The following is a 26,158-nucleotide window of genomic DNA, read 5'->3' as shown; positions in this document are numbered from 1 at the left end:
TCGGGGCGGGTCAGGGGATCAAATGCAGACGGTCTCAAGCGGCGGGAAGCCGTTGAAGCCGATCGACGAGTAGGTCGAGGTGTAGGCACCAGTCGCCAGGATCAGCACCGTGTCACCGACTGCAAGGTCGAGCGGCAGCCGATAGCCGGCCTTCTCATACAGGATGTCGGCGCTGTCGCAGGACGGGCCGGCCAGGATCACCGGGCCGTCGGGCCCGCCATCGTGGTCGGTGGTCACACGGTACTTGATCGCCTCGTCCATGGTCTCGGCCAGTCCGGAGAACTTGCCGATGTCCAGGTAGACCCAGCGGGTGTCCTCGCTGTCGTCCTTGCGGGACACCAGAACGACCTCAGCCCGGATCACGCCGGCGTCACCGACCAGGCCGCGGCCCGGCTCGGCGATCGTGCTGATCGCCCGGCCGGCGAAATGGCGGTTGAGTGCCGCGTAGATCGCCCGGCCGTAAGCCTCGGCACCCGCCACGTCCTCGCGGTATCGGGCTGGAAACCCGCCGCCGAGGTTGATCAGGTCGAGGGTGATGCCCTGGTCGTCCATCCGCGCGAACAGCTGAGCGGTCTCCGCCAGTGCGATGTCCCATTGCGACAGATCGATCTGCTGCGAGCCGACGTGGAACGAGACGCCGCGCGGGGTCAGGCCAAGGTCGGCGGCGTGACGCAGCACGGTCTCGGCTTTCGCCAGGGTGCAGCCGAACTTGCGGGACAGCGGCCATTCCGCACCGGTGCCCGAGGTCAGGATGCGGCAGAACACGTCGGCGCCGGGGGCAGCCCGGGCGACCTTCTCGACTTCCGCCTCGCAGTCGACCGCGAACATCCGGACGCCCTGGGCATGGGCGAACGCGATGTCGCGCTCTTTCTTGATGGTGTTGCCGAACGACAGCCGGTCGGCGGAGATCCCGCGCGACAGGCACAGCTCGATCTCACCGCGGCTGGCAACGTCGAACCGGCTGCCGAGGGCGGCCAGCAAATCGACCAGCTCCGGCTCCGGATTGGCTTTCACCGCGTAGTAGATCGCGGTCTCCGGCAGCGCGAAGGCCAGCGAGCGGTAGTTCCATTCGACGACCGACAGATCAACCGCCAGCAGCGGATGATCGTGGGGCGTCTCGGCAAAGAACCGGCGGATCGCATCGGTCGGCTCGCCACGTGGAGTAACCACGGTGGGAACGAGACTGAGCGGCGGCCGGACGGCCGAAGCAGACGGATTGGTGTCGAGAATCTGACGACGGCGGGCCTCCAGGCCCGCTTCGGGTCGCAGCATCGTGGGTTCCCCCTTCGCAACCGGCCATCAAAGGCCGGGGTTGTGAAAAGAGACGCCTCGTCGTTGCGTAACCACTATGGGGCCAGCGGCACGTGCGCACGCGTCAAGAGCCCAATACGTATGCTCTATCCCCCCAGGGTGCAACGGTTTTTTCAGGTTTTTTTGACGGCCTCGGATACCGCTTTCAGCATGCCGCCAACGTGCCGGTCGAAGGGCTGGTTCAGGGGCCGCGAACACCAGTGTCGGCGGAAGGCCCAGAGCGCCGATCGCATGGTCGGATCGGCCAGTTCCGCGGTTTCCGTGCGGTATCCGATAGTGGCCAATGCCGCGGTGATGTCTTCCGGCGACAGATCGGCGGGGGCCGCATCCGTCGGCCACAAGCCGATGCCGCGCGAGGCCAGGCGCCGCCAGTCGAACAGATGACCGGGGTCGATCTTGCGGCCGGGCGACACATCGGAGTGACCGAGCACCCGACTCGGCGGAATCGGGTGACGGGCGAGGATGCCTTGGCACAGCGATTCGAGCGCACTCATCTGGGCGTCCGGGAACGGACGGTAGCCGTGCGAATGACCGGGGTTGCTGAGCTCGATGCCGATCGAGCGGGAATTGATGTCGCTTTCGCCGTCCCACCACGACACCCCGGCATGCCAGGCGCGTCGGTCTTCGGAAACCATGCGCCAGATCCGACCGTCTTCGCCGACCAGATAATGCGCGCTGACCTGGGCCGCCGGATCGCACATCCGGTCGAGCGCATCGTCGGCCCGGGCCATGTCGGTGTAGTGAAGCAGCAGGATGTCGATGGTCGCTCCGGTCGGCCGTGGCCCGTGATTGGGCGAGGGGTGCTCGATCACGTTCGGCTGGACGGTCACGCAGGCTTCTCCGGTTCGACGGGTGGAACGGGGCGCGGCGCCAGCAGAACGATCGCCACACCCGACAGTGTGATGGCGGCGCCCACCAGCTTCTCAATGCTCGCCGGCTCGCCCAGCAGGACAATACCGCATAGCACGCCGAACGTCGGGGCAAGCAGCGACAGCGGCATCACGGTGGTGACCGGGTAGCGCAGCAGCAGGCGGTACCAGATGCCGTAGCCGAACACGGTAACGGCCACCGCCATGTAGACCACTGCGGCCCATCCCCAGAACCCGGCTTGGGGAACGTCGGCCCAGCGGTCCCCTTCGATAAAGTACGACCCGACGAGAAGTTGCGGGAAGGCCAGGACGGCGATCCAGGCGTTCAGCACCAGCGTGTCGATCGAGCCGAGCTTCTTCACCTGGATCGATGAGATCGCCCAGACCAGGGATGCCGCGATCACCATGGCCAGCGACAATGGGTCGGAGGTGCCGTGCGGCTGTCCGACCAGCACGGCGATCCCCACCAGGGCCAGCGCGATGCCGCCGGCGCGCCGCCAGCCGATGGCGTCGCGAAAGAAGAAGAAGGCAAGAATGGCGGCGAACGGCACCTGGGCCTGCACGGCGACGGCCGCCACCGAGGACTCCACCCCGGCGAGCCCGGTGATCATCAGCGAGAAGTGCAGGAAGCCCAGGGTGAAGGAAATGCCGAGGATCTTGCGAAACTGTCCGTGCGGCCAGCGCAGCCAGGGGATCAGCAGGACGGCCGTCAGCGCGTAGCGCAGCCCGATCAGCAGCATTGGCGGCAGTTCGCCGACCCCGAGCTTGGCGACCGCGAAGTTGAGACCCCAGGCGAGGTTGACTGCGACCGCCGCCAGCAGGTCGATTGGCTTCAAGAGACGCTCTCCAGCTCCTCCCGCATGGCCTCCAGTTCCAGCCAACGATCTTCGGCCGCCGCCAGCGTGTCCTTGGCGGCGGCAAGCTTTGCGGTCTCGGCTTCGAACCGCTTGGGGTCTCGCCGATACAGGTCCGGATCCGCGATCACCGTCTCCAGCTTGGCGATATCGGCTTCCAGGGCGGCGATCCGCTTCGGCAATTGATCGAGCTCGCGGGAATCCTTGTAGCTCAGCTTGCTCGGCTTCGATCTGGGACGCTCGGCCGCCGGTTTGACCGACCGGGAGGAACGCGCGTCGATGTCCGCCGTATCGGCGCCGGTGCGTTTGCGCTCGGCCGCATAGTCACTGTACCCGCCGACATACTCGCGGGGCTTGCCGTCGCCCTCGATCGCCAGGATCGAGGTCACGGTGCGGTCCAGAAAGTCGCGGTCGTGGCTGACCAGTACGATCGTGCCGTCGTAGTCGGCCAGTTCCTCCTGCAGCAGGTCGAGGGTCTCCACGTCCAGGTCGTTGGTCGGTTCGTCCAACACCAGCAGGTTGTGCGGCTGTGCGAACAGCTTGGCCAGCAGCAGCCGGTTGCGCTCGCCGCCGGACAGGGTCGCGACCTTGGCGGTCGCCTGACGGTCCTCGAACAGGAAGTCCCGGAGATACGAGACCACGTGCTTGGGCTTGCCGCGTATGGTCACGGTGTCGCCGCCGCCGGGGCACAGCGTCGACCACAGCGTGTCCTCCGGGTTGAGCTGGGCGCGCTTCTGGTCGAAGTATACTGCCTCGACCCCGAAGCCGGTCTTCACCCGGCCGGAGTCCGGCGCTTCGTGACCGAGCAGCATGCGCAGCAGGGTGGTCTTGCCGGTGCCGTTGCGGCCGATCACGCCGATCCGGTCGGTCCGGCGGACCATGAACGACACGTTGTCGGCAACCTTGGTCTCGACCCCACGCTCGTCGGTGAACGACTTGGTGAGGTTGATCGCCTCCAGCACCAAAGTGCCGCTGCGCGTTGCCTCGCCGGTGTCGAGCTTCAGGCCTTCCGGTCGCTTGATGCGGTCGGCCCGGTCGCGGCGCAGTCCGAGCAGGGACCGGACCCGGCCCATGTTGCGCTTGCGCCGGGCGGTCAGGCCCTCGCGCAGCCAGCGGGTTTCCTCGGCGATCTTCCGGTTCAGCTTGTGGGCCTGCGCATCTTCGTCGGCCAGCATCCGGTCGGCCCAGTCCGGAAACGCGTCGATGCCGTCGTTCAGGCGGTGCAGGGCGCCGCGCTCGAGCCATAGGGTGCGGTTGGCCAGTCGGCGCAGGAACGCCCGGTCGTGGCTGATGATCAGCAGGCCGGCTTCGCTGCGCACCAGTTCCTGTTCCAGCCACTCGATGGTCGGCAGGTCGAGATGGTTGGTCGGCTCGTCCAGCAGCAGCACGTCGGGATCGGACACCAGGGCGCGGGCCAGGGCGGCACGCCGGGTTTCGCCGCCGGACAGGGTGCCCATCCGGCGCTCCCCGTCCAGACCCAGGCCGGCCAGGGCGGCCTCCACCAGATGGTCGCGCGGAATACCTTCCGGTGCCGGCGGCAGGCCCGCTGCGACGTTCTCGAACACCAGTTGGTCGCCCGGTGCGCGAGGATCCTGCGGCAGGTACGCGACGCGAGCGCCGGGTTGCAGGAACCGCTCGCCGCCATCCAGGTCGATCTCGCCGGACAGCGCCTTGAGCAGCGTCGATTTGCCGGAGCCGTTGCGCCCGACGAGGCACAGCCGTTCGCCCTTGGCCACCGGCAGGTCGACGCCGCTGAACAGCGGGCGGCCGCCGAAGCCCAATTGCGCGCCACGAAGTGCGACGGCCGGAGGGGCCGCCCTGTCGCCGGGAGATGCCATGCGTTTAAACCAGCTTCCGGTGTTCTTTGATGCGATCCCAGGCGCCGTTTATCCGCGCCAGCTTGTCCGTCGCCGCCGCCACCGCCTCTTCCGGAAGTCCCTGGGCGATCAGGCGATCGGGGTGATGCTCGCGAACCAGTTGGCGGTACGCGTTCCGGATCGTCGTATCGTCGGTATCGGGCGTCACACCCAGCACCGCATAGGGATCGTTGGACGCGCCGCCGACGAAGGTGGCGCGCATCCGCTCGAAGGCGATGTCGTCAAACCCGAAGATGGCCGCGACGCGCTGCAGATACTCCACTTCCTTCTCGTGAACAACGCCGTCGGCCCGGGCGATGTGAAACAGCGAGCCGAGAAGCTGCTCCAGAACCGGCGATCCCGGGTTGAACAGCCGCGCGATCTGCTCCGCGTAAGCCTCATAACCGTCGCTGGTTTTCCGCGCCATGTCCCAGACCCGACCGACGTTGCGGGTCTCTTCTGAGGGAATGTGGAAAACCTCGCGGAACGCCGCGATCTCGTCACGCGTGACCTTTCCATCGACCTTGGCCATCTTCGCGCCAAGCGCGATGACCCCGATGGTGAACGCGATCTTGCGGGTCGCGGCCTCTTCGTCGATCGCCTCGTCGGGCAGGGCATAGCGGTCAATGGCGTGACCGCCGATCACCCCCATCAACGCACCGATAGGCCCGCCCAGCGCAAAGCCGGCGGCGCCGCCAATGATTTTTCCCCAGATGCTCACGCTTAGACCCGGCCAGCTCCGCGATCCCGACGATCGGTCCGAGTCTGGCGCCCGGACCGGCAGTGGTCAACGTCTGGCGTTAACCATTCCGGGACCGGATCACCACCGTCGGTGGCTGACGTTTGAAGTGCGTGGGCTTTCGCGGGCTGCGAACCGTTGAGCATCGCCCGGATATGGGGGTGTCAGGTCGGACGTCCAGTCCGAACGCAACCCGAACGGCTTGTGTTGCCGTGTTGCTGCCGGATCGAATCGAACGAGCGGTACCGTCAGCGTTTCGCTTGAACGCGGGCGAAGTACTCGACGATGGCCCGCTTCTTGATCTTGTCGATCATGAAGAACTGGGCAGCGACCTTGTCACCGGCGGTCCGCGCCACCACGGCCTCGGCGCTGAACTCGATCAGCCCGCGGTCGCCCTGTACCTCGACCCGCAGCTTGAAGCGCTGTCCTTTGGCAACATGGCCGTTGTGCCCGCTGAACAGCACACCCGAGGAACTCCAGTTCTCGAGCGCATAGGTCCGGCTGTCCACATGCACCTGGCCTATTGCGCTGATCCGCGGCGCAATCCGCCGATCCGCGTTGCCACTCAATGCTGTTTTGATTGCCGACCACATAACACTACCGCCCGTTGATGTCTCGTACTCCCCCTCTGCCCCGACGCGACGTTAATCGATTCACTGTGAACGAACCGTTAACGCGCGAAAATCGCTGAAATCCGGTGACCCGGCGTGCTACAGGGCTGGCACTTCCGAAGGCCGACCGGACGGGCACGAATGACCAATGAACCGAGCGCCGACCTTCCGACCGCGTTCGCCGCCGCCGCTGCCCTGGCGACTGATGGCGCCATCGGAGCGGCGATCGTCGCGTTCGAGGGAGTGGTCACGCGCTGGCCGAAGGTTGCGGTTGCGCACGCCAACCTGGGGGTTCTGCTGCGCCGCGCCGATCGGATCGAGGATGCGATCGTAGCGTTCCGAGCGGCGGCCCGCCTCAACCCGGCGGATCCGGACCGGCACGCGGCACTGGCCGGGACTTGCCATACCGCAGGACGCATGGAGGAAGCGGCCCGGTCGCTGCGCCGGCTGGGCGTGCTGCGGCCGATGGATCCGGAAGCGGCGTACAATCTGGGAGTCATGCTGCCGCTGCTCGGCACCCGGGCAGATGGTCGGCGGTGGCTGGCACGTGCGGCGGTGCTGGATCCGAGGCGTCCGGGCGTTTGGGGCCGGCTGGCACGGGCGACTGCGCGGCTCGGCGAACCCGGACGGGCCGGCATCCAACTGCGTCGGGCCCTGTTGTTGGCGCCCGACGATCCCGAAGCCGCGGGTGACCAAGCGCGGTTGACAGGCGCTGCAATGGCGTACCGACGATGGACCTGGATCGACCCGGCGGATGACGAGGCCGCAACCGGGCTGGCGGAGATCCTGGCCGAGGCGGGCGATCATGACGGTGCCGCCCGGGCGCTGGCCGGTTTCACCGAACGAGACGACATACCCGATCTGGCGTTGCGCGTCGGTCGGCGTGCGGGGCTCGGGTGGGCGCGAACCCGTCAAAGCCGGTACGAGCAGTGGCGCGCGGCGTATGACGGCGATGATGCCGCAGTGCTTGCCGATTCCGCCAGCCGATGGCCAGCGCACCCGACCATCTCCGTCATGCTGCCGGTCTGCGATCCGCCTTCGCCGATCCTGGAGGAGGCGATCGCGTCGGTCGAGCGGCAGTCCTATCCGCACTGGCAACTGTGCATCGCCGACGATGCGTCGCGCGACCCGGCTGTACGAGAGGTCCTGGCCGCGGCCGAAGCGCGCGACCCTCGCATCGGCGTGGTCTGGCGTCCGCAACGCGGACACATCTCGGCGGCGACCAACAGCGCCCTGGCCGGCGCCACCGGCGAGTGGGTGACCTTCCTCGACCATGACGATCGCCTGCATGAGCACGCGCTGCACCACATGGCGGCGGCGATTGTCGCCGACCCGAGCCTCGATCTGATCTACTCCGACGAAGACAAGATCGACGAGGCGGGCTCGCATTTCGAGCCGCACTTCAAGCCGGACTGGGATCCCGACCGGTTGCTGGCCCAGAACTACGTCTGCCACCTCGCCGTCTATCGGCGGACTCTCGTCGATGCCGTCGGGGGGCTGCGGCAAGGGCTGGAGGGCAGCCAGGACCACGACCTTGTTCTCCGCGTCGCCGAGCGGACCACGCCGGCGCGGATCCGGCACCTGCCGCGCGTGCTGTATCATTGGCGGACGGTCGCCGGCTCGACCGCGCGCGGCGTTGAGGCCAAGCCCTACGCCGCTGCCGCGACCCGTCGGGCGGTGGCCGAGCATCTGGCGAGGACCCAGCCGGACGCCCGGCTGGTCGATGTCGATCAGCGCTATCGCGTTCAATGGCCGCTGCCGGACCCGGCGCCGCTGGCCAGCGTGATCATTGCGACCCGCGACCGGCTGGAACTGGTGAGCCGCTGCGTCGATGCGATCCTGCACAAGACCGGGTATCCGAGGCGCGAGGTGATCCTGCTCGACAACGGCAGCGAGCGGCCGGACACCCGGGCGTGGTTGCAACGGATAGTCGGAGCCTCCGGCGTGCGCGTGCTGGCGCGGCCGGGGCCGTTCAACTTCTCGGCGCTGATGAACGATGGGGCGACGGCGGCACGGGGCGACGTGCTGGTGTTCCTGAACAACGACGTCGAACCGCTGGATGCCGGCTGGCTGGACGAACTGGTGCGGCAGGCCTGGCGCCCGGCAATCGGCGCGGTGGGCGCCAAGCTGCTGTATCCGGACCGTAAGGTGCAGCACGCCGGGGTTGCGGTGGCCGGCGACTATGTCGCCCGTCATGTCGGCGTCGGCCTGGCGGATGGTTCGGCCGGTCACGGGGGCCGGATGACCTGCGTGCAGGCCCAGTCGGCTGTGACCGGTGCGTGTCTGGCGATCCGGCGCCAAGTCTTCGATTGCGCGGGCGGGTTCGACGCCGAAGGTCTGGCGGTCGACTTCTCCGACATCGACTTGTGCCTGAAGGCTCAGGCCGCCGGCTACGCTACGTTGTGGACGCCGTATGCGCGTTTGCTGCACCACGAATCAGCCAGTCGCGGCCCGTATCTCACCGAAGCCAAACGGGAACGCTGGCAGGCCGAGGCCGCCACCATGCGGGCACGCTGGGGCGAACGGCTTGACTATGACCCGTGGTACAGCCCGAACTTGGCAATCCTGCCGGAGCAGCGCACCTACGATCTGGCGTTCCCGCCCCGAACCGGCAGTTGACCGGGCGTCCAAACGATCGGGCTTGGCAGGGTTACCGGAACAGCCCGACCAGGGTTTCGGGCCGCTGGTTGACGATCCCGAGCGACTGGCCGCCGAGCGCCTGCTGAAGCTGGTTGGCGATCTGCAGGGCGCCGTTTGCGTCAAGCGTGGCGTCGACGTTGTCGTCGGGTGTCGGAACCTGTGCCTGGAGCCGCTGGACATCCTGGTTGCGTTCGTCGACCCGGCGGGTGTCTTCCGTCAGGTTGTCCACCGCGGTGTTCGTGGTCGTGCGGACTTCGGCGAACACGCTGTTCAGCGCGGATTGTGCCGATTCGGCGGTCGACAGGTCGAGGCCCTGAAGGCTCTCAAGCCCGGTGCGCAGATCCTGGTCGCGAACCGTGGCGGTGCCACCGTCGCGGCCGGCGGTCACCTCGACATCCTGGTTGCGCGACGCGTCCAGCAGGTTGACGTCGTTGAAGCTGGCGCGGTCGACGGTGTCGAGACCCTGACGCACCAGGCCTTCGATCTCGGTGGTCAGCGTTGCCCGCTGATCGGCGGCGAGCCGCGGGTCGGTGAGCTGCTGAAGACGCTCGCCGATCTGGTCCAGATTGTCGGAAACCGATCGGGCGCCGGCCAACGCGACATTGCCGACCGCCGACGCCTCGCTCAATCCCTGGCGGAGGGTGTCGAGGGTCTGCTGCTCGGTCTGCCGCACGTCGGTGACCGCCGCATCGGAAGCCCGGATGTCGCCGTCGGTAGACGCTGGCGGCGGAGTGCCGCGCGTCTGATCGGTTCGATTGATCGAGTCGAGATTCCGCAGGGTGTTGATCGCACCGCTGGCGGATCCGATTGAGTCCAGGGCCATGGTCCCCACCTTCGGCCTGCCGTCGGACGCTTGGGTCTTGGCCCAAGGCTTACGCGATGCGTTCTGCGATCCCGGACACAGTATACGGTGGCGGCGTCGACCGCAAATGGACAGTCCTTGGGTTGTGACGTTCGCCTCTCGACCGAATTCCGTCGGCGGGGCATTCTGGCCAGTGTTTCGCCGGAACCGGTTCCTGGGAGTATGTCCGTCATGCAGGTGAACCCTGTCGCATCCGATGCCACTGCCCGCGCCGCGGCGCTTGCCGCCCTCCAGGCTCGGTTCGGTGACCGGATCTCGACCGGCGAGGCGATCCGGCGCCAGCACGGCACCGACGAGAGCTATCATCCGACGGTGGCACCCGATGCGGTATTCTTCGCCCAGAGCACCGAGGAGGTGTCGCAGGCGGTGACCATCTGCGCGGCGCACAAATGGCCGGTCATTCCGTTCGGTGTCGGGACTTCCCTGGAAGGTGGCGTGGCGGCCCTGCACGGTGGGCTGTCGATCGACCTGTCCGGCATGAACGCGGTGCTGGAGGTCAACGCCGAGGACCTGGATGTCCGGGTGCAGGCCGGCGTCACCCGCAAGCAGCTCAACGAGCATCTGCGCGACACCGGACTGTTCTTCCCGATCGACCCGGGCGCCGACGCCTCGATCGGTGGCATGTGTGCCACCCGTGCGTCGGGCACCAACGCCGTACGGGACGGCACCATGCGCGACAAGGTATTGAGCCTGACGGTGGTGATGGCCGACGGACGCGTGGTGCGCACGGCGCGGCGGGCCAAGAAGTCGGCGGCCGGCTACGACCTGACGCGCCTGTTCGTCGGCTCCGAAGGCACGCTGTGCGTCATCACCGAGATCCAGTTGAAGGTCTACGGCATCCCCGAGGCGATCTCGGCGGCGGTCTGCCAGTTCGCGGACCTGGAGAGCGCGGTCAACACCTGCATCCTGACGATCCAGACCGGCGTGCCGGTAGCCCGGGTCGAGTTGCTGGATGACGCCCAGATGGCGGCGTGCATCGCGCATTCCAAGCTCGAGGGACTGGAGGCGATGCCGACCCTGTTCTTCGAATTCCACGGCACCAGCGCCGGCGTGGTCGAGCAGGCCGAGACCGTGCAGGGCATCGCCCAGGAACTGGGCGGCACCGACTTCCAGTGGGCGACCAAGCCGGAGGATCGCAGCAAGCTGTGGGAGGCACGGCACAACGCGTACTACGCGGCCCTGGCCCAGCGGCCGGGCTCCAAGGGCTGGCCGACCGATGTGTGCGTGCCGATCTCGCGGCTGGCGGAATGCATTGTCGAGACCAAGAAGGATCTGAAGGAGACCGGCCTGTACGCGCCGCTGGTCGGACATGTCGGCGATGGCAACTTCCACTTGGTCTACGTCATCGATCCGAGCAGCGAGGACGAGATGCGGCGGGCCAAGGAACACTCCGACCGGATGGTGCTGCGCGCCCTGGCGATGGAGGGAACCTGCACCGGCGAGCACGGAGTCGGGTACGGCAAGATCGAGTTCCTGGCGGCGGAACTCCCGGAGGCGGTTCCGGTGATGCGCGCGGTCAAACAAGCGCTCGATCCCGACAACATCATGAACCCCGGCAAGCTGTTCCGGATGAATTGACGGCGGCCGCACTTGTCCTGGGCTTGAGGAGCGGCCATCTGCCATCGATCTCGGATCCGCCGGTGCGGGGATGGGTGGGCCTGTGACCGGACGAGTGACCGAATGAGCCTGTTGGCGAAGTTGAGCCTTGGGATTGCGACGCTGGCCCTGGTCGGGCCGGTGCTGATCAAGAGCGCTGGGCATTCCTGGGCCGGTGTGCCTTGGTACGAGGCATCGCGCGCGCCAACCGGGCTGGCGCCTGACCCCGAGGTCGAGCGCCGGGCGGTGGTCCAGGTGTATGCGGCACCGACCTACGGCTGGCGAGGCATTGTCGCGGTCCACACCTGGGTCGTGACCAAGCCGGCCGACGGAGATGCCTACACGCGATGGGACGTGGTCGGCTGGGGTGGCGGGCGGGTGGTCCGGCACAACTACGCTGCCGCGGACGCCATGTGGTACGGCCAAACACCACGGCTGCTGCTGGATCGTCGGGGCGAGGCGGCGGGAGCCCTGATTCCGAAGATCGAGGCCGCGGTGAAGTCCTATCCGTTTCCGGAGCGCTATCGCAGCTATCCCGGCCCGAACAGCAACACCTTCACCGCCCACGTTGCCCGCTCGGTTCCGGAACTGGGCCTCGACCTGCCGCCAACGGCGATCGGCAAGGATTATCGGGCGCTGTCCGACGCCATCGGCCGGGCCCCCAGCGGTGGCGGAGTTCAGCTTTCGCTGTTCGGACTGGCGGGCCTGATCCTGGCGCCGGAGGAAGGCGTGGAGATCAATCTGCTGGGACTGTCGGTCGGACTCGATTTCGTCAATCCCGCCCTGCGCTTGCCGGCATTCGGCAGGGTCGGGGTCGACCAGTAGTCGCCATCTGAATCCAAGTCGCAGCGCTGCACTCCGCGGCACGGTTTGCTTGTTCGAAGGCGGCGGTGACGGTACCGTCTGGCCAATCGGAATGGATCAAACGGGGCGAGGGTAAGGTGAGCGGATTTCCCAGCGGCATTTGGCGGTATCCGACCGAGATTCGGTTTGGAGTCGGGGCGATTGCGGAACTGCCATCGGCGGTGAAGGCATCAGGGATCAAGCGACCGCTGGTCGTGACCGACCACGGGCTGGCCGGCAATCCGATGATCGTCGACGCCCGTGCCCGGCTGGATGGTGCCGGCCTGCCGAACGAGTTGTTCTCCCAGGTGCGCGGCAATCCGGTCGGATCCGATATCGAAGCCGGCATGAAGGCATTCCGCGACGGTGGGCATGATGGTGTGGTCGCGATCGGCGGCGGATCGGCCCTGGACGCCGGCAAGACCATCGCGATGGCGGCGCATCAGCCGCGTCCGCTGTTCGACCTGCACGTCTCGTCCGGCGGCCCGGCCGCCATCGACGGCAGCAAGGTCGCGCCGATGATCGCCATACCGACCACCGCCGGCACCGGCTCCGAGACCGGGCGCGCCGCTGTTGTCACCGACGAGAGCGTACATGAGAAGCGGATCTTCCTGCACGCTACCATGATGCCGAAGGTGGTGATCGAAGATCCGGAACTCACCGTCGGGTTGCCGGCGAACCTGACCGCTTGGACTGGCATGGACGCGTTGGCGCATTGCTTCGAGGGGCTGTGCGCGCCCGAGCTTCATCCGTTCTCCGACGGGGTGGCTGTCGAAGGACTGCGGCTGATCAAGGAGTTCCTGCCTCGGGCGGTAGCCGACGGCCGGGACCTGGAGGCGCGGGGCATGATGCTGGCGGCGGCCTCCATGGGGTCGACGGCGTTCCAGAAGGGATTGGGCGCCATCCACTCGCTGAGCCATCCGGTCGGCGCGCGCTACGACACCCATCACGGCCTGACCAACGCGGTGTTCTTTCCCTATGTGATTGCCCACAACCGCTCTGCCATCCTGGAAAAGTGCGACCGGGTGGCGGCCTACCTGGCCTTGCCGAAAGGCGGGGTGAACGGGGTGATGGACTGGGTTCTGGAGCTGCGCGAGCGGTTCGCGATCCCGCACACCCTCGTCGGCCTGGGCGTCGACGGGGCGAGGGTCGATGAGATTGCGGCCGCGGCCGAGGCCGATCCGTCGACCGAGTCCAACCCGATGCCGGTCAACGCGGCCGACATGAAGACGATGTTCCTCAACGCGCTGGATGGCCGCCTGCCGTGACGGTTGTCGGTCTCCTTGCCGAGGCCAAGGACGAGCGCCGTGCGGCGATGGATCCGGCATCGGCGCGGCAACTGATGGACCGTTTCGGCGTGCAGGTGCTCGTCGAGTCCAGCGATCAGCGGGCGTTCACCGACGCCGAGTACCGGCGGGCCGGTGTCGAGGTGGTGAGCGGCCTGCCGGACGCCGATATCCTGCTGGGTGTCAAGGAGGTGGCTCCGGAACAATTGATCCGCGGCCGCACCTATCTTTGCTTTGCCCACGTGGTTCGCGAGCAGGCGGAGAACCGTGCCCTGATGCAGGCGGCAATCCGACTGGATACACGTCTGATCGACTACTCCCGGATCGTGCGCCCTGACGGATTGAGCGTCCTCGGCTTCGGACGCTGGGCCGGGATTGTCGGCGCCTATGAAGGGTTGCGGGCCTATGGCCGCAAGGTCGACCGCTTCGAACTGCCGTCGGCGCTCGACGTCGGCCGCATCGAAGGCTTGCTCGCCGCGCTGTCGACGATTGACCTCGGCACGCCGGTGATCGCCATTACCGGCAGCGGGCGGGTCGCCACGGGCGCCGCCCTGGTCGTGCAGGCTGCCGGGGCCGACGAGGTTTCGGCCGATGCCCTGCGGACTCCGATGCCCGGGGCCGCCCGGTTTGCCCGCCTGCCGCCTGAACATTACGCCCGGCGCCGCGATGGCGGCCCGTTCGATTTCCACCAGTTTGTGCGGCATCCGGAGGAGTTCGAGAGCGCATTCGCGCCGTTCACGCAGGCGGCCGACCTGCTGATCACCGGCCATGTCTGGAATCCGAGAGGGCCGCGGCTGTTCGAACGAAGCGAGGTCGTCGATCCTGGGTTCCGCATCCGAACCATCGCCGACATCACATGCGACATCGGCGGATCGGTGCCGACGACGCTGCGCGCCGCTGACATTGCAAACCCCAGCTATGACGTCGATCCGCTGCGGTTCGAGGAAAGGCCGCCGTTCAGTTCCGACGGGATCACCATGATGGCGGCCGATAACCTGCCGACAGCGGTGCCCCGCGACGCAACCGCCGAGTTCGGTGCCGCCCTGGTCGAGGAGGTGTTCCCGGCCCTGCTGGGTGAGGCCGAAGACGATGGACGCATCGCAGGTGCGACCATTGCCGTCGACGGAATGTTGACCGCGCCCTACGCCTACCTCGCGAGTTATGCGGGGCTGTAGGTTCGCTGCGATGGGGTCACGGCGTCCGCAGGCGCTCCGGCAGAGGAACCGTCCACACGCCATCGGCCCATTGCGGATGAATGCGCGGCTCAGCCCGTGTCCCGGCGCGCCATGCCGAGACCTCCTGCCGCCAGACCGGCCAGCCCGGGTCGTGTACATCGCTGGTGCGCGCGCCATACAGCCAGGCGTTCATCGCGACGGCGATCAGCACGGCGGTGGCGGCAGCGGCCCGCACCAGACGGTGCCGGCCAGCGTCGAACGCCACCCCGGCAATCGCCAGCACCACCAGGACCGATGACGCTTCCAGGTACCGGTCACCTCCGGCCATGCGGCGCGAGCCGATGAACGAGATGAGCGCGACGACCCAGGCGGCGGCGATCAGGTCTCGCCCGGGACCGCGCCGCAGGATGGCGACCTGGGCAACCGCCGCCGCGGCCACGCCGACCACCCCCAGGATCAGAAACCCGGCACCAAACGGCAGCTTGAGGTCCTTCGGCCCGAGGCCTCCGGCGATCGGGTAGATCAGCAGCCCCTTTGCGAGATCGCCCAGCGCGCCAATCAGCGCCCCGGTGGTTTCGCCCGGCGCTTCGAATCGGTCGGCCTCGCCCGACACAACCATCACCACGGCAAACTGGAGGATGAGGCAGATGCCGAGCACGACGACAGCGGCGGCGTCGTGGCCCTGCCGGTCCCGCCACCAGCGCCAGGCAAAGACCGGAGCCAGCAGGGTTGCCTGCACCCCGGTAAGGCCGCCCAGCAGTAGCGCCAGGAGCAGCAGGGTGCGGCGCACCGGCCGCTGTTCGAAGGCGAACTCGACGTAGATGACGGCGGCGGCGAGCGCCAGGTGGAACTGGCTGTTGGTAGTCGTCGCGTGCAGTTCGCCCGCGGCACCGACCAGGAGCACCACCAGCACGGCGACGATCAATCGCCGCGGGTCGCGGGTCCACGCCGCCGTGCTGGTCGCGACGACCAGCACGGGCAGGAACTGGACTAGCAGGGCGGTTGTGGTCGTAACGGCCGGCGCCGCCTCGAGCGGTACCAGGGTCGCGAGCCAGGTCGCCAGGTTCGGTACCAGCGAGTAGTAGCCCTGATGCGGGGCGAGAAGGGCGCTGCCGGCGGGATTGTCCAGGGCATAGACGAAATACACCCGGGCCTCTTCGGCCCAGAACCGCGGCTCCAGAACGATCTCCGGCACGCGGAGAACGAGCGCCGCTGCGGCGCCTGCCAGCAGGAAGAGGGTCAGCAGCGTGCGTCGGTTCATCCGTTCGATCGGCTCACGCAGCGTCGATGCGGCAACCCACCTCCAGGGAGGCATCGGTCAGCCAGTCCCAGAGATACTTCGCGAAGGACGGCCGCACCAGGATCTCGTAGGTCGGGGCATCGTCGGTCTGGCGCAGGATGGCGTTGGTGAGGGCCAGGTTGCTCTGGGTGACCCGGCCCGGGCCGAACGCCTGGGGGTGCAGGTCGACTGGCCAGCCCTTGGCCAGTACCCACCGCGCCTTGGGACCGCCGATCCGGACCGTCGTGTAGTTGTCCGAGACGTCCACGGCCGACGCGCGCAGGCCGATGAGTGCTGCATCGAGTGCGGGCTTCAGGGCGGTCTCGTCGCCGGTGGGGGTCACGATCAGCCATTCGTCCGGTCCGAGCCACAGGATCGACCGGTCGCCGGCGGTGGCGACCGCACCCGGCGCCGTCGGCGGCTCGACGCCGATCGCGCCGGCGACGGCCTTGCGGAAGGCTGCATCGCCGGGATTGCCGCGCAGGTTCAGCTTGCCCTGGAAGCGCACCTCGCCGAGCACCACGCCGGCATCGGACGGTCCGCCGATCGGTCCGGTGTAGCCGTCGAGCGGCGTGCGCGCGGTAGGGGTCTGAGGCTCAGCCATCGCGGCGGCTCCCTTCCGGATCGAAGAAAACGGTGTCGGCGACCGTCACCGGAATGGTCCTGCCCTCCAGCGGGACGTAAAGCGTCTGGCCCTTGCGAGCGTGGCCCCCCTTGACCAGCGCCATGGCGATCGAACGGCCGGCGCTTGGGCTAAAGTAGGACGAGGTGACGTGGCCAAGCATCGCCATCGGCGGCTTCGGCTTGACGGCCTCGACCACATGCCCGCCCTCCGGCAGCACGAATATCGGATCCTCGGTCAGCAGGCCGACCAGTTGCTTGCGGTCGGGCTTGTGCAGATCCGGGCGGGCGAGGCCGCGCTTGCCGATGAAGTCCGGCTTGGTCTTGGAGACGATCCAGTCCATTCCCAGGTCGAGCGGCGTCACCGAGCCGTCAGTGTCCTGGCCGACGATGATGAAGCCCTTCTCGGCGCGCAGCACGTGCATCGCCTCGGTGCCGTAGGGCGTGATTCCGAGGTCGGCGCCGGCCGTCATCAGCGCTTCCCACAACGCGAGACCGTATCGGGTCGGCACGTTGATCTCGAAGCTGAGTTCACCGGTGAACGAGATCCGGAACACTCGTGCCGGGATGCCCGCCACCGTGCCGTCGCGCATGGCCATGAACGGGAAGGCGTCGTTGCCGAGGTCGATGTCGGGGCACAGCCGGCCGAGCAGTTCCCGGCATTTCGGCCCGCAGATCGAGGCGACCGCCCATTGTTCGGTGACCGAGGTCAGGCGCACATCCATCTCCGGCCACTCGGTCTGCAGGTATTCCTCCAACCAGTTCATTACCCGGCCCGCACCACCGGTGGTCGTGGTCATGTGGAAATGGTCGTCGGCGAGCCGGGTGGTCACTCCGTCATCCATGACCATGCCGTCTTCCTTCAGCATGAAGCCGTAGCGGCAGCGTCCCACGCCCAGCTTGGCCCAGGCGTTGGTGTAGACCCGGTTCAGGAATTCCGCCGCGTCGGTTCCTCGGATGTCGATCTTGCCCAGCGTCGAGGCGTCGAGCAGGGCGACGCCGTTGCGCGCGACCGTGACCTCGCGGTCGACGGCTTGGCGGAATGTCTCGCCTGCCTTCGGGTAGTACCAGGCGCGCATCCAGTCACCGACATGCTCGAACTTCGCCCCGTTGGCGCGGTGCCAGGGATCCATGGCGGTGGTGCGGGTCGGGGCGAACAGGTGGCCGACGTCGCGGCCGCCGTACGCACCGATGGTCGTCGGAGTGTACGGCGCCCGGAACGTGGTGGTGCCGACCGCCGGCACGTCGACGCCGAGCGACTGGCCAACGATCGCCAGGGCGTTGACGTTGGAGGTCTTGCCCTGGTCGGTGCCCATGCCGGTGGTGGTGTAGCGCTTGACGTGTTCGATCGAACGGTAGCCTTCTCTGGTCGCCAGCATCAGGTCGGCGGCGGTGACGTCGTTCTGGAAGTCGACGAAGTGCTTGCCCTTGCGGCCGACCGGCTGGGTCGACGGCAGCAGCCACAGCGTGCGGGTCTCGCCCTGGCCATGCTCCTCCACCGCCGGTGCCGCCGGCTGGCGGGCGGTGTGGCCCAGCGCGCGGACCTGCTCCAATCCGGCCCTGATGCCGTCCTTGATCGCCTGGGCCACGCTGTCGGTTCCCGCGCAGCCGCCCACCGACACCTCTGCCTCATGGCTGGTCCCCGGCAGGAAGGCGGAGCGTTCTGAATCCCAGCGCAACTTGCCGCGCGACTGCGAAAACAGGTGGACCGTCGGATTGAAGCCGCCGGCCATGGCGATCACGTCGCATTCCAGGGTGCGGGTCGAACCGGCAAGGCCGGAACCGTCGGCGGTCATCGGTGCAATCTCGGCAGCCTCGATCCGTCGCCCACCATGGGTGGCGGTGACGCTGTGGCCGGCCAGCACCTCGATCCCGCGATGTCTGGCTTCGGCGACGACGGAGCCGGTCGGATCGGCGCGCAGGTCGACGATCGCGGCGACCCGGGCTTGCCGGTCGGCCAGCGCAAAGGCGGTTCGATAACCGTCATCGTTGCCGGTCACGATCAGCGGATGGCGCCCGGCCAGAACGCCGTAGCGGATCGCGTAGCCGCGCACGGCAGTGGACAGCATGACGCCGGGCCGGTCGTTGTCACGGAACACCAGCGGGCGTTCGATCGCGCCGGTCGCCAAAACCACCCGCGCCGCGCGCACCTTCCAGAGCCGCTGGCGCGGCACGGTCGGCAGGCCGACGCCCAGGTGATCGGTGACCCGCTCGGCGATCGTCAGGTAGTTGTGATCGTAATAGCCGTTGACGGTGGAGCGTCGCAGCAAAGTGACCTCCGGCATCGACTCCAACTCGGCCACGACCTCGGCGACCCAGTCGACCGCCGGTGTGCCGCCGATCGTCACATCGTCGTCTCCCAGCAGCGAACCGCCGAATTCCGCCTGCTCGTCGGCCAGGATCACCCGCGCGCCGCTGCGTCCGGCCGCCAGGGCCGCTGCCAGACCGGCCGGGCCGCCACCGGCAATCAGCACGTCGCAGTGGGCGTGCATCCGCTCGTAGCGGTCGGGGTCGGGTCCTTCCGGGGCCCGACCGAGCCCGGCGGCGTGACGGATCACCTCCTCATAGGTGCTCCACAGCGACGCCGGCCACATGAAGGTCTTGTAGTAGAACCCGGCCGGAAACAGCCGGTGGAACGCCGAGTTGACGGCACCGACATCGAAGCGCAGGCACGGCCATCGATTCTGGCTGTGGGCGTCGAGCCCGTCGAACAGTTCAATCTGGGTGGCCCGCAGGTTCGGCTCGGTACGGTTGCCGCGGCCGAGCTGGATCAGCGCGTTCGGCTCCTCCGAGCCGAGGCCGAGGATGCCGCGCGGACGGTGGTACTTGAAGCTGCGCCCGACCAGGTGGACGTCGTTGGCCAGCAGGGCCGAGGCCAGGGTGTCGCCGGCGTATCCCTGCAGGCGGCGGCCGTCGAAGCGGAACACCAGGGGCCTACGACGGTCGACGCGGCCACCGGCGGCGAGGCGGTTGGACTGACTGGCCACCTCAGGACTCCTTGCTCGCCGGGCCAACGCCCAGCGCCGGGTCGGGCCACTCGCCGACCTTGTAGACCTGCAGGATCACGTGACTGTAGGTGTCGCGGACCACGTGGAACCAGCGCCGGCAGCCGGCGGCATGCATCCAGCGCTCGGCGAACGGGCCCTTGGGGTTGTCGCGAAAGTACAGGTATTCCGCCCATTGCTGGTCGCTGGTCGCCAACGGGTCGTTCGGTCGGGCGATGTGGGCCTGGTTGCCGTAGGCGAACTCAGAATCGTCGCGCGGGCCGCACCAGGGGCAGGGAATCAGCATCATCTCGTCGCCCTCCTAGTGCGCCACGCCGGCGGCGCCGTGCTCGTCGATCAGGTAGCCGCCCTTGAACCGCTGCAGCGTGAACGGAGCGGCGATCGGGTTCGGCCGGTTGTGCGCCATCAGGTCGGCGAACACATGGCCGGAGCCTGGTGTCGCCTTGAACCCGCCGGTGCCCCAGCCGCAGTTGAAGTACAGCCCGTCGACCGGGGTGGTGGAGACGATCGGCGAGGCATCCGGACAGGTGTCGACGATGCCGCCCCAGGTTCGCAGCACCCGCAGGCGCGACACGATCGGGTACAGCTCGCACGCGGCGGCCAACTGGTGCTCGACGATGTTCAGCGAGCCGCGTTGGGCGTAGGAGTTGTAGCTGTCGGTGCCGGCGCCCAGCACCAGTTCGCCCTTGTCGGACTGGCTGATGTACATGTGCACGGCGTTCGACATCACCACCGTGTCGATGACCGGCTTGATCGGCTCCGACACCAGCGCCTGCAGCGGCCGGGCCTGGATCGGCAGCTTGAACCCGGCGAGATCGGCCAGCACGGCGGAATGGCCGGCGGCGACGCAGCCGATCTTCTTGGAGCGGATGATGCCGCGGCTGGTCTCAACCCCCTCGATCGCGCCGTTGCCGTCCTTCAGGAAGCCGGTGACCTCGCAGTTCTGGATGATGTCGACGCCCAGGTCGTCGGCGGCACGAGCGTAGCCCCAGGCGACCGCATCGTGCCGGGCGGTGCCGCCGCGCCGCTGGATGAAACCGCCCATCACCGGGTGGCGGATGCCCTGGTCGGTGTTGATGATCGGCACCAGTTTCTTGACGTCGGCGGTCGACAGGACCTCGGTGTCGATGCCGTTCAGACGGATCGCCTCGACCCGGCGACGCATCTCCTTCAACTCGTGCTCGGAGTGGGCGAGGGTGATCACGCCGCGCTGGCTGAACATCAGGTTGAAGTTCAGCTCCTGGCTCAGGCCTTCCCACAGCTTCAGTGCGTGCTCGTAGATCGCCGCCGACTCGTCCCACAGGTAGTTGGAGCGGATGATCGTGGTGTTCCGCCCGGTGTTGCCCCCGCCGATCCAGCCCTTCTCCAGGACTGCCACGTTGCGGATGCCGTGGACCGAGGCGAGGTAGTAGGCGGTGGCCAGGCCATGTCCGCCGCCGCCGACGACGATGGCGTCATAGGACGGCTTCGGCTCCGGGCTGCGCCAGGCAGCCTGCCAGTTCTCGTGGTAGCTGAGCGCATTGCGCGCCAGCGCCAAGATCGAGTAGCGCGGCTTGCCTGTCGGGCCGCGCCGCCGTCCTGCCTCGGCCATGCGGCCAACTCCCCCAGAAACACTGCGACAACACTATGCCGCGCACCCTAGCGTCGCATAGCTCAGACGTTTTGCCGCGGACGACGGATCGGCGTCGGTTTCAGGTGGTGAATCGGCGCCGATCGGTCAGCCGGTGGCAGGTCGTGGCACCGACCATGGGCAGGGGAATCGGTTAGCCGGGATGCGCCGCGCGCGGGTGGCATCCAGGCCGTTGGCGCTCAAAAGTTCGTTGAGATTGGCCGGGGCCGGTTCGATGAAGGAATCGGCGACCTCAAGGTCGAAGGCCGGGGCGCCGTTCTTGCCGGGCAGGACCGCGATCACGATCACGAAGTGTCCGAAATACCCGACATCGCCCGGTTTCAGGTCGACCGGCCTGACGCCGGGCGCAGGCTTGAGACCGGACACCAGACAGGAGCGCTGTCCCTTGCGCGGCTGGGCGATATCGAACCCCGCCGTCGAGCCGTAGCTGTACAGGGTGTACCATCCCGGACTGACCGTGGCGTGAGCGAGATGCACCGTGCCGTGGTCGTCAACGCGGACGGTCTGGCGATAGGCGTTCGGCGCGTAGTGGGTGATGATCCGTGAGCCCTCGACGTGCGACCCCAGAACCGGCGACACCGCCACGCCGTATCCCGACTGGAACTCGGTGATCGTGACGTTGGCGAGCGCATCATGGAGGTTGGCGCTGTCCAGCGGCGGGTTGCCAACCGCCGAGGCGTCGATCCGGATTTCCATGGTTGACGCGATGACGGCCGGGCCGGTGGCCGCCACCGGTGCGGCGGCCTGCGGTTGCTGCCGAACGGGTTCCGACGTGGTGCATCCGGCAAGCAGCAGGCAAGCCAGGCCGCAGATCGGCAATCGCATCATTGGATGTCATCCCCGTCGGTCGCCGGTCGAGCGTTAACCGATCGGCGATGCCGAATCCAGTGTCTGTCCGGTCCATCCGGCCGTTCAATCCGGTGTGCCAGGTGTGACGTCGTCTCAGCGGGCTTCCTCGGCGACCTGCGCCGCCGCCCGCAAACCTGACAGATAGGCGCCGTGGGTGGTGCCGGCGTGGTCGAAGGTCGTGTGCTCGCCACAGAAGAACAGCCGGTCGGCAACCGGTTCGCCCAGGTCGTCGAACTGCGCCGCCCGATTGCCCGGCCGGGGATAGCTGTAGGCGCCCAGGGCGTACGGATCGGTTGACCAATGGGTGGTCAGGACGCGCAGCGGCGTGGTGACCTTCGTGCCCCACACGCCGCGCAGCACGGCCAGTGCATCGGCCGCCATCTCCGCGTCGGTCATCCGGTCGGCGACCGGCGCGTAGGCGCCGACGCTGAGCCCGAGGAGCACGTTGCTGTTCGAGAAGGTGCGGTAGTTCATCCAGTAGTTCCAGCGACCTTTCGCTGCGGTGACGATCCCGAAGTACTGGGTCTTCAGGTCCCAGAACGGAGCGGCGAACTCGAAGGCGATCTTGGTCACGCTGCCGAAACCGAGGGCAGCGATGTTCTTGCGATGTCCGGGCGGCAGTGCGGGCTTGAAGGCGATCGTGCCGGCCTTCAGCACGCCCAGCGGCACGCTGCAGACAGCGTAGTCCGCTTCGATCTCGCCGCCGCCGGCACGCACCACCACGCCGTCGTTGGCCGTGGTAATCGCGCTGACCGGGTGCGACAGCCGGATGTCGAGCCCGGCCGCCAACGGGCCTAGGATCTTGTCGTATCCGCTGACCAACACCACGTCGGCACCTGTAAACGCCCCGTCGTCATCGTGCAGAGGCGCCGAGAGATCCTCGATCGGGCCGCCCTTCGAGAACTCGGTATACGCCGACAGCGCCCACAAGACGCCGGGATCCTTCAGGGCCCCGGGCGCCAGGGCGGCGATGGCGTCGCGCAGGCTGCGTGGGTCGTCGCTCTCCAGCGCATCGTCGAGCCGTTTGATCAGTCGTTCCCAGTCCGCGTTGATCTTCGACAGTTCGGGATCGGGCAGTTTCCTGCCGGCGGCATCGAACACGCTCAGGCTGTCGTCGTCGGTGACCTTGGTCTTGGCGCCCACGGCATCGGCCAAGCGCCTGATCGGGTTGTCGCGGCTTGGCCCGTGGATCCATCCGGCGCCCGCCTCGAATGGAACGCCCAGCGTCCAGTCAGTGCGCAGCCGGCCGCCGATGTGGGCGTTGGCTTCCACGACAACAACCGATACGCCTTGGTCGGCAAGGGTTCGTGCGGCGGCCAGTCCGGCGATTCCCGCTCCGACGACGACCACCCTGGTGTCGCGCAGGGTCTGTGCCCGAGGAGTGCGTGTCGGAACCACGGCCCAAGCGCCGCTGGCGAACAGCGCGACCTTCAGGAGTTGACGTCGGTGGATCCCTGCGGGCTTCAACGGAGCCTCCGGCCGCGCAGCGCAGCGTACTGGTACTATAGTACCCGTTCTGTCCCGGGGCAGAGTAATTCTGCGATCCGACGCGGTGGCGGCCTGATGCCACCGTTGCCCCGTTCGATGGTTTCCTCTAGGACAGGGCGCCCGTTCGATACCCTGACGAGAGGCTTGCGCCGCCCGTGTCCGACACGCTGACCGAACTCGGCCGCCGCGCCCTGCTGCCCGCGGGGCTGCGCGACATTCTTCCGCCGAACGCCGGCAACGAAGCCCGGCTGATCGAGCTGCTGGTGGCGCGCACCGTGGCGCATGGCTACGAGCGGGTGAAACCGCCGCTGATCGAATTTGAGACCAGCCTGCTGGAAGGGCCCGGGGCCGCAACGTCCGACCGGGTGTTCCGGCTGATGGATCCGATGTCGCAGCGCATGATGGGCGTGCGCGCCGATATGACGGTGCAGGTCGCCCGCATTGCCTCGACCCGGCTGAAGAACGCGCCTCGGCCGCTGCGGCTGTGCTACTCGGGTGAAGTGCTGCGCACCGTCGCCGACCAGTTGAATCCCGAACGCGAGATGGTGCAGGTCGGCGCCGAGCTGATCGGCAGTGCAACCGCCGAGGCGGACGCCGAGATCATCCTGGTCGGCATCGAGACGTTGCGATCCGCTGGCGTGAAGGGGCTGTCGGTCGACCTGATGGTGCCACCGCTGGTGCCGGCGGTGCTGGCCGGGGTCGATCTGCCGTCGTCCGATCTGGCGCGTCTGCGCGCAGCGATCGACCGCAAGGACATTGCCGCCGTCGAGGCGCTTGGCGGAGGTGTGGCAACGGTGCTGACGCGCCTGCTGGCGGCGACCGGGCCGAAGGACGCCGCTCTGGCGGCGTTGGCGGGCATCGACCTGCCGGACGACGCACGCGCCGCCCTGGACCGGTTGACCCATGTCGTCGACCTGGTGGCGGCGGCGGAGCCGGACCTGGCCATCACCCTGGATCCGGTCGAGAATCGCGGTTTCGAGTACCACACCGGCATCGCGTTCAGCCTGTTCGCCCGCGGGGTGCGCGGCGAGATGGGGCGCGGCGGGCGGTATCGGCCGAACGGCGACCCGACCGAGACTGCGACCGGCTTCACGCTGTACATGGAGATGGTGCTGCAGGCCTTGCCGGCACCGGCAAAGCGAGAGGCGGTCTACGCGCCCTACGGCACGCCGCGCGAGGCGACTGCGGCACTGCGCGCTGCCGGGCGCGTCACCGTGCAGGGACTGGAACCGGTGGACGACATCGACGCCGAGGCACGGCGCCAGCGCTGCACCGGGGTGTGGCGGGATGGAAAAGTGATCGCCCTCGGGGCGTCGGAGGACAAGAGATGAGCAATGTGGCCGTGATCGGCGCCCAGTGGGGCGACGAGGGCAAGGGCAAGATCGTCGACTGGCTGTCGGAGCGCGCGGACGTGGTAGTGCGCTTCCAGGGCGGTCACAATGCCGGCCACACGCTGGTGATCGGCAACCAGGTCTACAAGCTCAGCCTGTTGCCCTCGGGCGTTGTGCGGCCGGGCAAGCTGTCGGTGATCGGCAGCGGCGTGGTCGTCGATCCCTGGGCCTTTCTGGACGAGCTTGAGCGGGTGCGCGGCCAGGGCCTGGACCTGAAGCCGGGCAGCCTGCTGGTCGCCGATACCGCGGCGCTGATCCTGCCGGTGCACCGCCGCCTCGACCAGGCCCGTGAGGCCGCCCGCGGCGACGGCAAGATCGGCACCACCGGACGCGGCATCGGCCCGGCCTACGAGGACAAGGTCGGCCGCCGGGCCGTCCGGGTCTGCGATCTGGGCGAACCGGAGACCATGAAAGCCAAGGTCGAGTACCTGGCCGAGCACCACAACGCGTACCTGCGCGGCCTGGGCGAGGCGGAGATCGATCCGGTGGAACTGCTGGCGGCGTTGACCGAGATCGCGCCGAGGATCCTGCCGTTTGCCGGCCGGGTGTGGGAACGGCTGGAGGCCGCACGGGTCGCCAACAAGCGCATCCTGTTCGAGGGCGCCCAGGCGGTCATGCTGGACGTCGACTACGGTACCTATCCATACGTCACCTCGTCGAACACCGTTGCAGGACAGGCGGCGACCGGCTCCGGTATGGGGCCGACCAACATCGGCTACGTGCTCGGGATCACCAAGGCCTACACGACGCGGGTCGGGTCCGGCCCGTTCCCGACCGAACTGAATGACGAAGTCGGCAGCTCGCTCGGCGAACGCGGTCATGAGTTCGGAACGGTCACCGGCCGGCGGCGGCGGTGCGGCTGGTTCGATGCGGTGATGGTTCGCCAGGCCATCAAGACCGGCGGCGTCAACGGCATCGCACTCACCAAGCTCGACGTGCTCGACGGCTTCGAGACACTCAACGTGTGCACCGGCTACCGGCTCGACGGACAGCAGCTCGACTATCTGCCGGCCGGCCAGGCGGCCCAGGCCCGGGTGGAGCCGATCTACGAGACACTGGAGGGCTGGAAGGACAGCACCCGGGGCGCACGGTCCTGGGCCCAACTGCCGGCCAACGCCATCAAGTACATCCGGCGCATCGAGGAACTGATCGAAGCGCCGGTGGCGCTGCTGTCGACCAGCCCGGAACGCGACGATACGATCCTGGTCCGCGATCCGTTCGCCGACGGGCTCTGACCGGCGGGGCAGAGGCGG

Annotated in this window: 21 protein-coding genes; 7 read left to right on the top strand and 14 right to left on the bottom strand. The window is 67.9% G+C overall.

Annotation, left to right across the window (positions count from 1 at the left end; all coding sequences use genetic code 11):
• Window positions 1-18 precede the first annotated feature (18 nt).
• The 6 genes from RIC54_RS11430 to RIC54_RS11405 form a co-directional block, all read right to left on the bottom strand.
• A complete protein-coding gene (locus tag RIC54_RS11430) occupies window positions 19-1,272 on the bottom strand; it encodes a type III PLP-dependent enzyme (RefSeq protein WP_350097099.1) in 1,254 nt (417 codons plus the stop codon).
• Between the two features lie 152 nt (window positions 1,273-1,424).
• The gene (locus tag RIC54_RS11425; protein WP_350097097.1) at window positions 1,425-2,141 is read right to left on the bottom strand and encodes an N-acetylmuramoyl-L-alanine amidase; all 717 of its coding nucleotides are present in this window, start codon (window positions 2,139-2,141) and stop codon (window positions 1,425-1,427) included.
• Window positions 2,138-3,016, bottom strand: coding sequence for a DMT family transporter (locus RIC54_RS11420; RefSeq protein WP_350097095.1), 879 nt, complete (start codon window positions 3,014-3,016; stop codon window positions 2,138-2,140). Before RIC54_RS11420 ends, RIC54_RS11425 begins: the two co-directional genes overlap by 4 nt.
• Window positions 3,013-4,872: an ATP-binding cassette domain-containing protein gene (locus RIC54_RS11415; protein WP_350151033.1), complete on the bottom strand. Its 1,860-nt coding sequence runs from the start codon at window positions 4,870-4,872 to the stop codon at window positions 3,013-3,015. The genes RIC54_RS11420 and RIC54_RS11415 overlap by 4 nt, the downstream gene beginning before the upstream one ends.
• A 4-nt stretch (window positions 4,873-4,876) precedes the next feature.
• On the bottom strand, window positions 4,877-5,611 hold the full coding sequence (locus RIC54_RS11410) for a TerB family tellurite resistance protein (RefSeq protein WP_350097091.1): 735 nt from the start codon (window positions 5,609-5,611) through the stop codon (window positions 4,877-4,879).
• A 266-nt stretch (window positions 5,612-5,877) separates the two neighbouring features.
• Window positions 5,878-6,144 carry a hypothetical protein gene (locus RIC54_RS11405; RefSeq protein WP_350151031.1) on the bottom strand — a complete coding sequence of 89 codons (267 nt, stop codon included), beginning with the start codon at window positions 6,142-6,144 and terminating at the stop codon, window positions 5,878-5,880.
• Between the two features lie 237 nt (window positions 6,145-6,381).
• On the opposite strand from RIC54_RS11405, the gene RIC54_RS11400 reads away from it, so the two are divergent.
• Window positions 6,382-8,859: a glycosyltransferase gene (locus RIC54_RS11400; protein WP_350097087.1), complete on the top strand. Its 2,478-nt coding sequence runs from the start codon at window positions 6,382-6,384 to the stop codon at window positions 8,857-8,859.
• A gap of 31 nt (window positions 8,860-8,890) precedes the next feature.
• Here the strand turns inward: RIC54_RS11400 and RIC54_RS11395 are convergent, their stop codons facing one another.
• Complete coding sequence (locus RIC54_RS11395) at window positions 8,891-9,703, bottom strand: hypothetical protein (RefSeq protein ID WP_350097085.1); 813 nt, start codon at window positions 9,701-9,703, stop codon at window positions 8,891-8,893.
• Between the two features lie 210 nt (window positions 9,704-9,913).
• Here RIC54_RS11395 and RIC54_RS11390 point away from each other — a divergent pair, with 210 nt between their 5' ends.
• From RIC54_RS11390 to RIC54_RS11375, 4 genes are all read left to right on the top strand, one after another.
• On the top strand, window positions 9,914-11,320 hold the full coding sequence (locus RIC54_RS11390; protein ID WP_350151029.1) for an FAD-binding oxidoreductase: 1,407 nt from the start codon (window positions 9,914-9,916) through the stop codon (window positions 11,318-11,320).
• Window positions 11,321-11,422: 102 nt separating this feature from the next.
• A complete protein-coding gene (locus RIC54_RS11385; RefSeq protein ID WP_350097081.1) occupies window positions 11,423-12,163 on the top strand; it encodes a DUF3750 domain-containing protein in 741 nt (246 codons plus the stop codon).
• A 116-nt stretch (window positions 12,164-12,279) separates the two neighbouring features.
• Window positions 12,280-13,449: an iron-containing alcohol dehydrogenase gene (locus RIC54_RS11380; RefSeq protein WP_350097079.1), complete on the top strand. Its 1,170-nt coding sequence runs from the start codon at window positions 12,280-12,282 to the stop codon at window positions 13,447-13,449.
• Window positions 13,446-14,642, top strand: a complete 1,197-nt coding sequence (locus tag RIC54_RS11375) for an NAD(P)-dependent oxidoreductase (protein ID WP_350097077.1) — start codon at window positions 13,446-13,448, stop codon at window positions 14,640-14,642. The genes RIC54_RS11380 and RIC54_RS11375 overlap by 4 nt, the downstream gene beginning before the upstream one ends.
• Window positions 14,643-14,658: 16 nt before the next feature.
• Here the strand turns inward: RIC54_RS11375 and RIC54_RS11370 are convergent, their stop codons facing one another.
• The 7 genes from RIC54_RS11370 to RIC54_RS11340 all read right to left on the bottom strand — a co-directional run bounded on the left by RIC54_RS11370 (window position 14,659) and on the right by RIC54_RS11340 (window position 23,493).
• Window positions 14,659-15,903, bottom strand: coding sequence for a hypothetical protein (locus tag RIC54_RS11370; RefSeq protein ID WP_350097075.1), 1,245 nt, complete (start codon window positions 15,901-15,903; stop codon window positions 14,659-14,661).
• 13 nt (window positions 15,904-15,916) lie between these two features.
• The gene (locus RIC54_RS11365; RefSeq protein WP_350097073.1) at window positions 15,917-16,525 is read right to left on the bottom strand and encodes a sarcosine oxidase subunit gamma; all 609 of its coding nucleotides are present in this window, start codon (window positions 16,523-16,525) and stop codon (window positions 15,917-15,919) included.
• Window positions 16,518-19,529 (bottom strand): sarcosine oxidase subunit alpha family protein, encoded by a 3,012-nt coding sequence (locus RIC54_RS11360; protein WP_350097071.1) that lies wholly within the window; start codon window positions 19,527-19,529, stop codon window positions 16,518-16,520. Before RIC54_RS11360 ends, RIC54_RS11365 begins: the two co-directional genes overlap by 8 nt.
• A gap of 1 nt (window position 19,530) precedes the next feature.
• Window positions 19,531-19,836 (bottom strand): sarcosine oxidase subunit delta, encoded by a 306-nt coding sequence (locus RIC54_RS11355; protein ID WP_350097069.1) that lies wholly within the window; start codon window positions 19,834-19,836, stop codon window positions 19,531-19,533.
• A 12-nt stretch (window positions 19,837-19,848) separates the two neighbouring features.
• Complete coding sequence (locus RIC54_RS11350; protein ID WP_350097067.1) at window positions 19,849-21,138, bottom strand: sarcosine oxidase subunit beta family protein; 1,290 nt, start codon at window positions 21,136-21,138, stop codon at window positions 19,849-19,851.
• A gap of 126 nt (window positions 21,139-21,264) precedes the next feature.
• On the bottom strand, window positions 21,265-22,005 hold the full coding sequence (locus RIC54_RS11345; protein ID WP_350097065.1) for a hypothetical protein: 741 nt from the start codon (window positions 22,003-22,005) through the stop codon (window positions 21,265-21,267).
• 114 nt (window positions 22,006-22,119) lie between these two features.
• Window positions 22,120-23,493: a flavin monoamine oxidase family protein gene (locus tag RIC54_RS11340; RefSeq protein ID WP_350097063.1), complete on the bottom strand. Its 1,374-nt coding sequence runs from the start codon at window positions 23,491-23,493 to the stop codon at window positions 22,120-22,122.
• A 176-nt stretch (window positions 23,494-23,669) separates the two neighbouring features.
• On the opposite strand from RIC54_RS11340, the gene RIC54_RS11335 reads away from it, so the two are divergent.
• Both RIC54_RS11335 and RIC54_RS11330 read left to right on the top strand, forming a co-directional pair.
• On the top strand, window positions 23,670-24,845 hold the full coding sequence (locus tag RIC54_RS11335) for an ATP phosphoribosyltransferase regulatory subunit (protein WP_350097061.1): 1,176 nt from the start codon (window positions 23,670-23,672) through the stop codon (window positions 24,843-24,845).
• On the top strand, window positions 24,842-26,140 hold the full coding sequence (locus tag RIC54_RS11330) for an adenylosuccinate synthase (RefSeq protein ID WP_350151027.1): 1,299 nt from the start codon (window positions 24,842-24,844) through the stop codon (window positions 26,138-26,140). Before RIC54_RS11335 ends, RIC54_RS11330 begins: the two co-directional genes overlap by 4 nt.
• Window positions 26,141-26,158 lie beyond the last annotated feature (18 nt).

The organism is Thalassobaculum sp., from assembly GCF_040219215.1.
In the GTDB taxonomy this organism is placed as follows: domain Bacteria; phylum Pseudomonadota; class Alphaproteobacteria; order Thalassobaculales; family Thalassobaculaceae; genus Thalassobaculum_A.
The sequence above is the reverse complement of the archived record's forward strand: the minus strand, read 5'-3'. Positions and strand labels throughout refer to the sequence as shown.

Bases quoted from the DNA above. Each gene is read 5' to 3' on its own strand.
- RIC54_RS11430 (WP_350097099.1), bottom strand. From the start codon at position 1,272: ATGCTGCGACCCGAAGCGGGCCTGGAGGCCCGCCGTCGTCAGATTCTC.
- RIC54_RS11400 (WP_350097087.1), top strand. From the start codon at position 6,382: ATGACCAATGAACCGAGCGCCGACCTTCCGACCGCGTTCGCCGCCGCC.
- RIC54_RS11385 (WP_350097081.1), top strand. From the start codon at position 11,423: ATGAGCCTGTTGGCGAAGTTGAGCCTTGGGATTGCGACGCTGGCCCTG.
- RIC54_RS11345 (WP_350097065.1), bottom strand. From the start codon at position 22,005: ATGATGCGATTGCCGATCTGCGGCCTGGCTTGCCTGCTGCTTGCCGGA.
- RIC54_RS11365 (WP_350097073.1), bottom strand. From the start codon at position 16,525: ATGGCTGAGCCTCAGACCCCTACCGCGCGCACGCCGCTCGACGGCTAC.
- RIC54_RS11370 (WP_350097075.1), bottom strand. From the start codon at position 15,903: ATGAACCGACGCACGCTGCTGACCCTCTTCCTGCTGGCAGGCGCCGCA.
- RIC54_RS11330 (WP_350151027.1), top strand. From the start codon at position 24,842: ATGAGCAATGTGGCCGTGATCGGCGCCCAGTGGGGCGACGAGGGCAAG.
- RIC54_RS11355 (WP_350097069.1), bottom strand. From the start codon at position 19,836: ATGATGCTGATTCCCTGCCCCTGGTGCGGCCCGCGCGACGATTCTGAG.
- RIC54_RS11390 (WP_350151029.1), top strand. From the start codon at position 9,914: ATGCAGGTGAACCCTGTCGCATCCGATGCCACTGCCCGCGCCGCGGCG.
- RIC54_RS11395 (WP_350097085.1), bottom strand. From the start codon at position 9,703: ATGGCCCTGGACTCAATCGGATCCGCCAGCGGTGCGATCAACACCCTG.
- RIC54_RS11415 (WP_350151033.1), bottom strand. From the start codon at position 4,872: ATGGCATCTCCCGGCGACAGGGCGGCCCCTCCGGCCGTCGCACTTCGT.
- RIC54_RS11350 (WP_350097067.1), bottom strand. From the start codon at position 21,138: ATGGCCGAGGCAGGACGGCGGCGCGGCCCGACAGGCAAGCCGCGCTAC.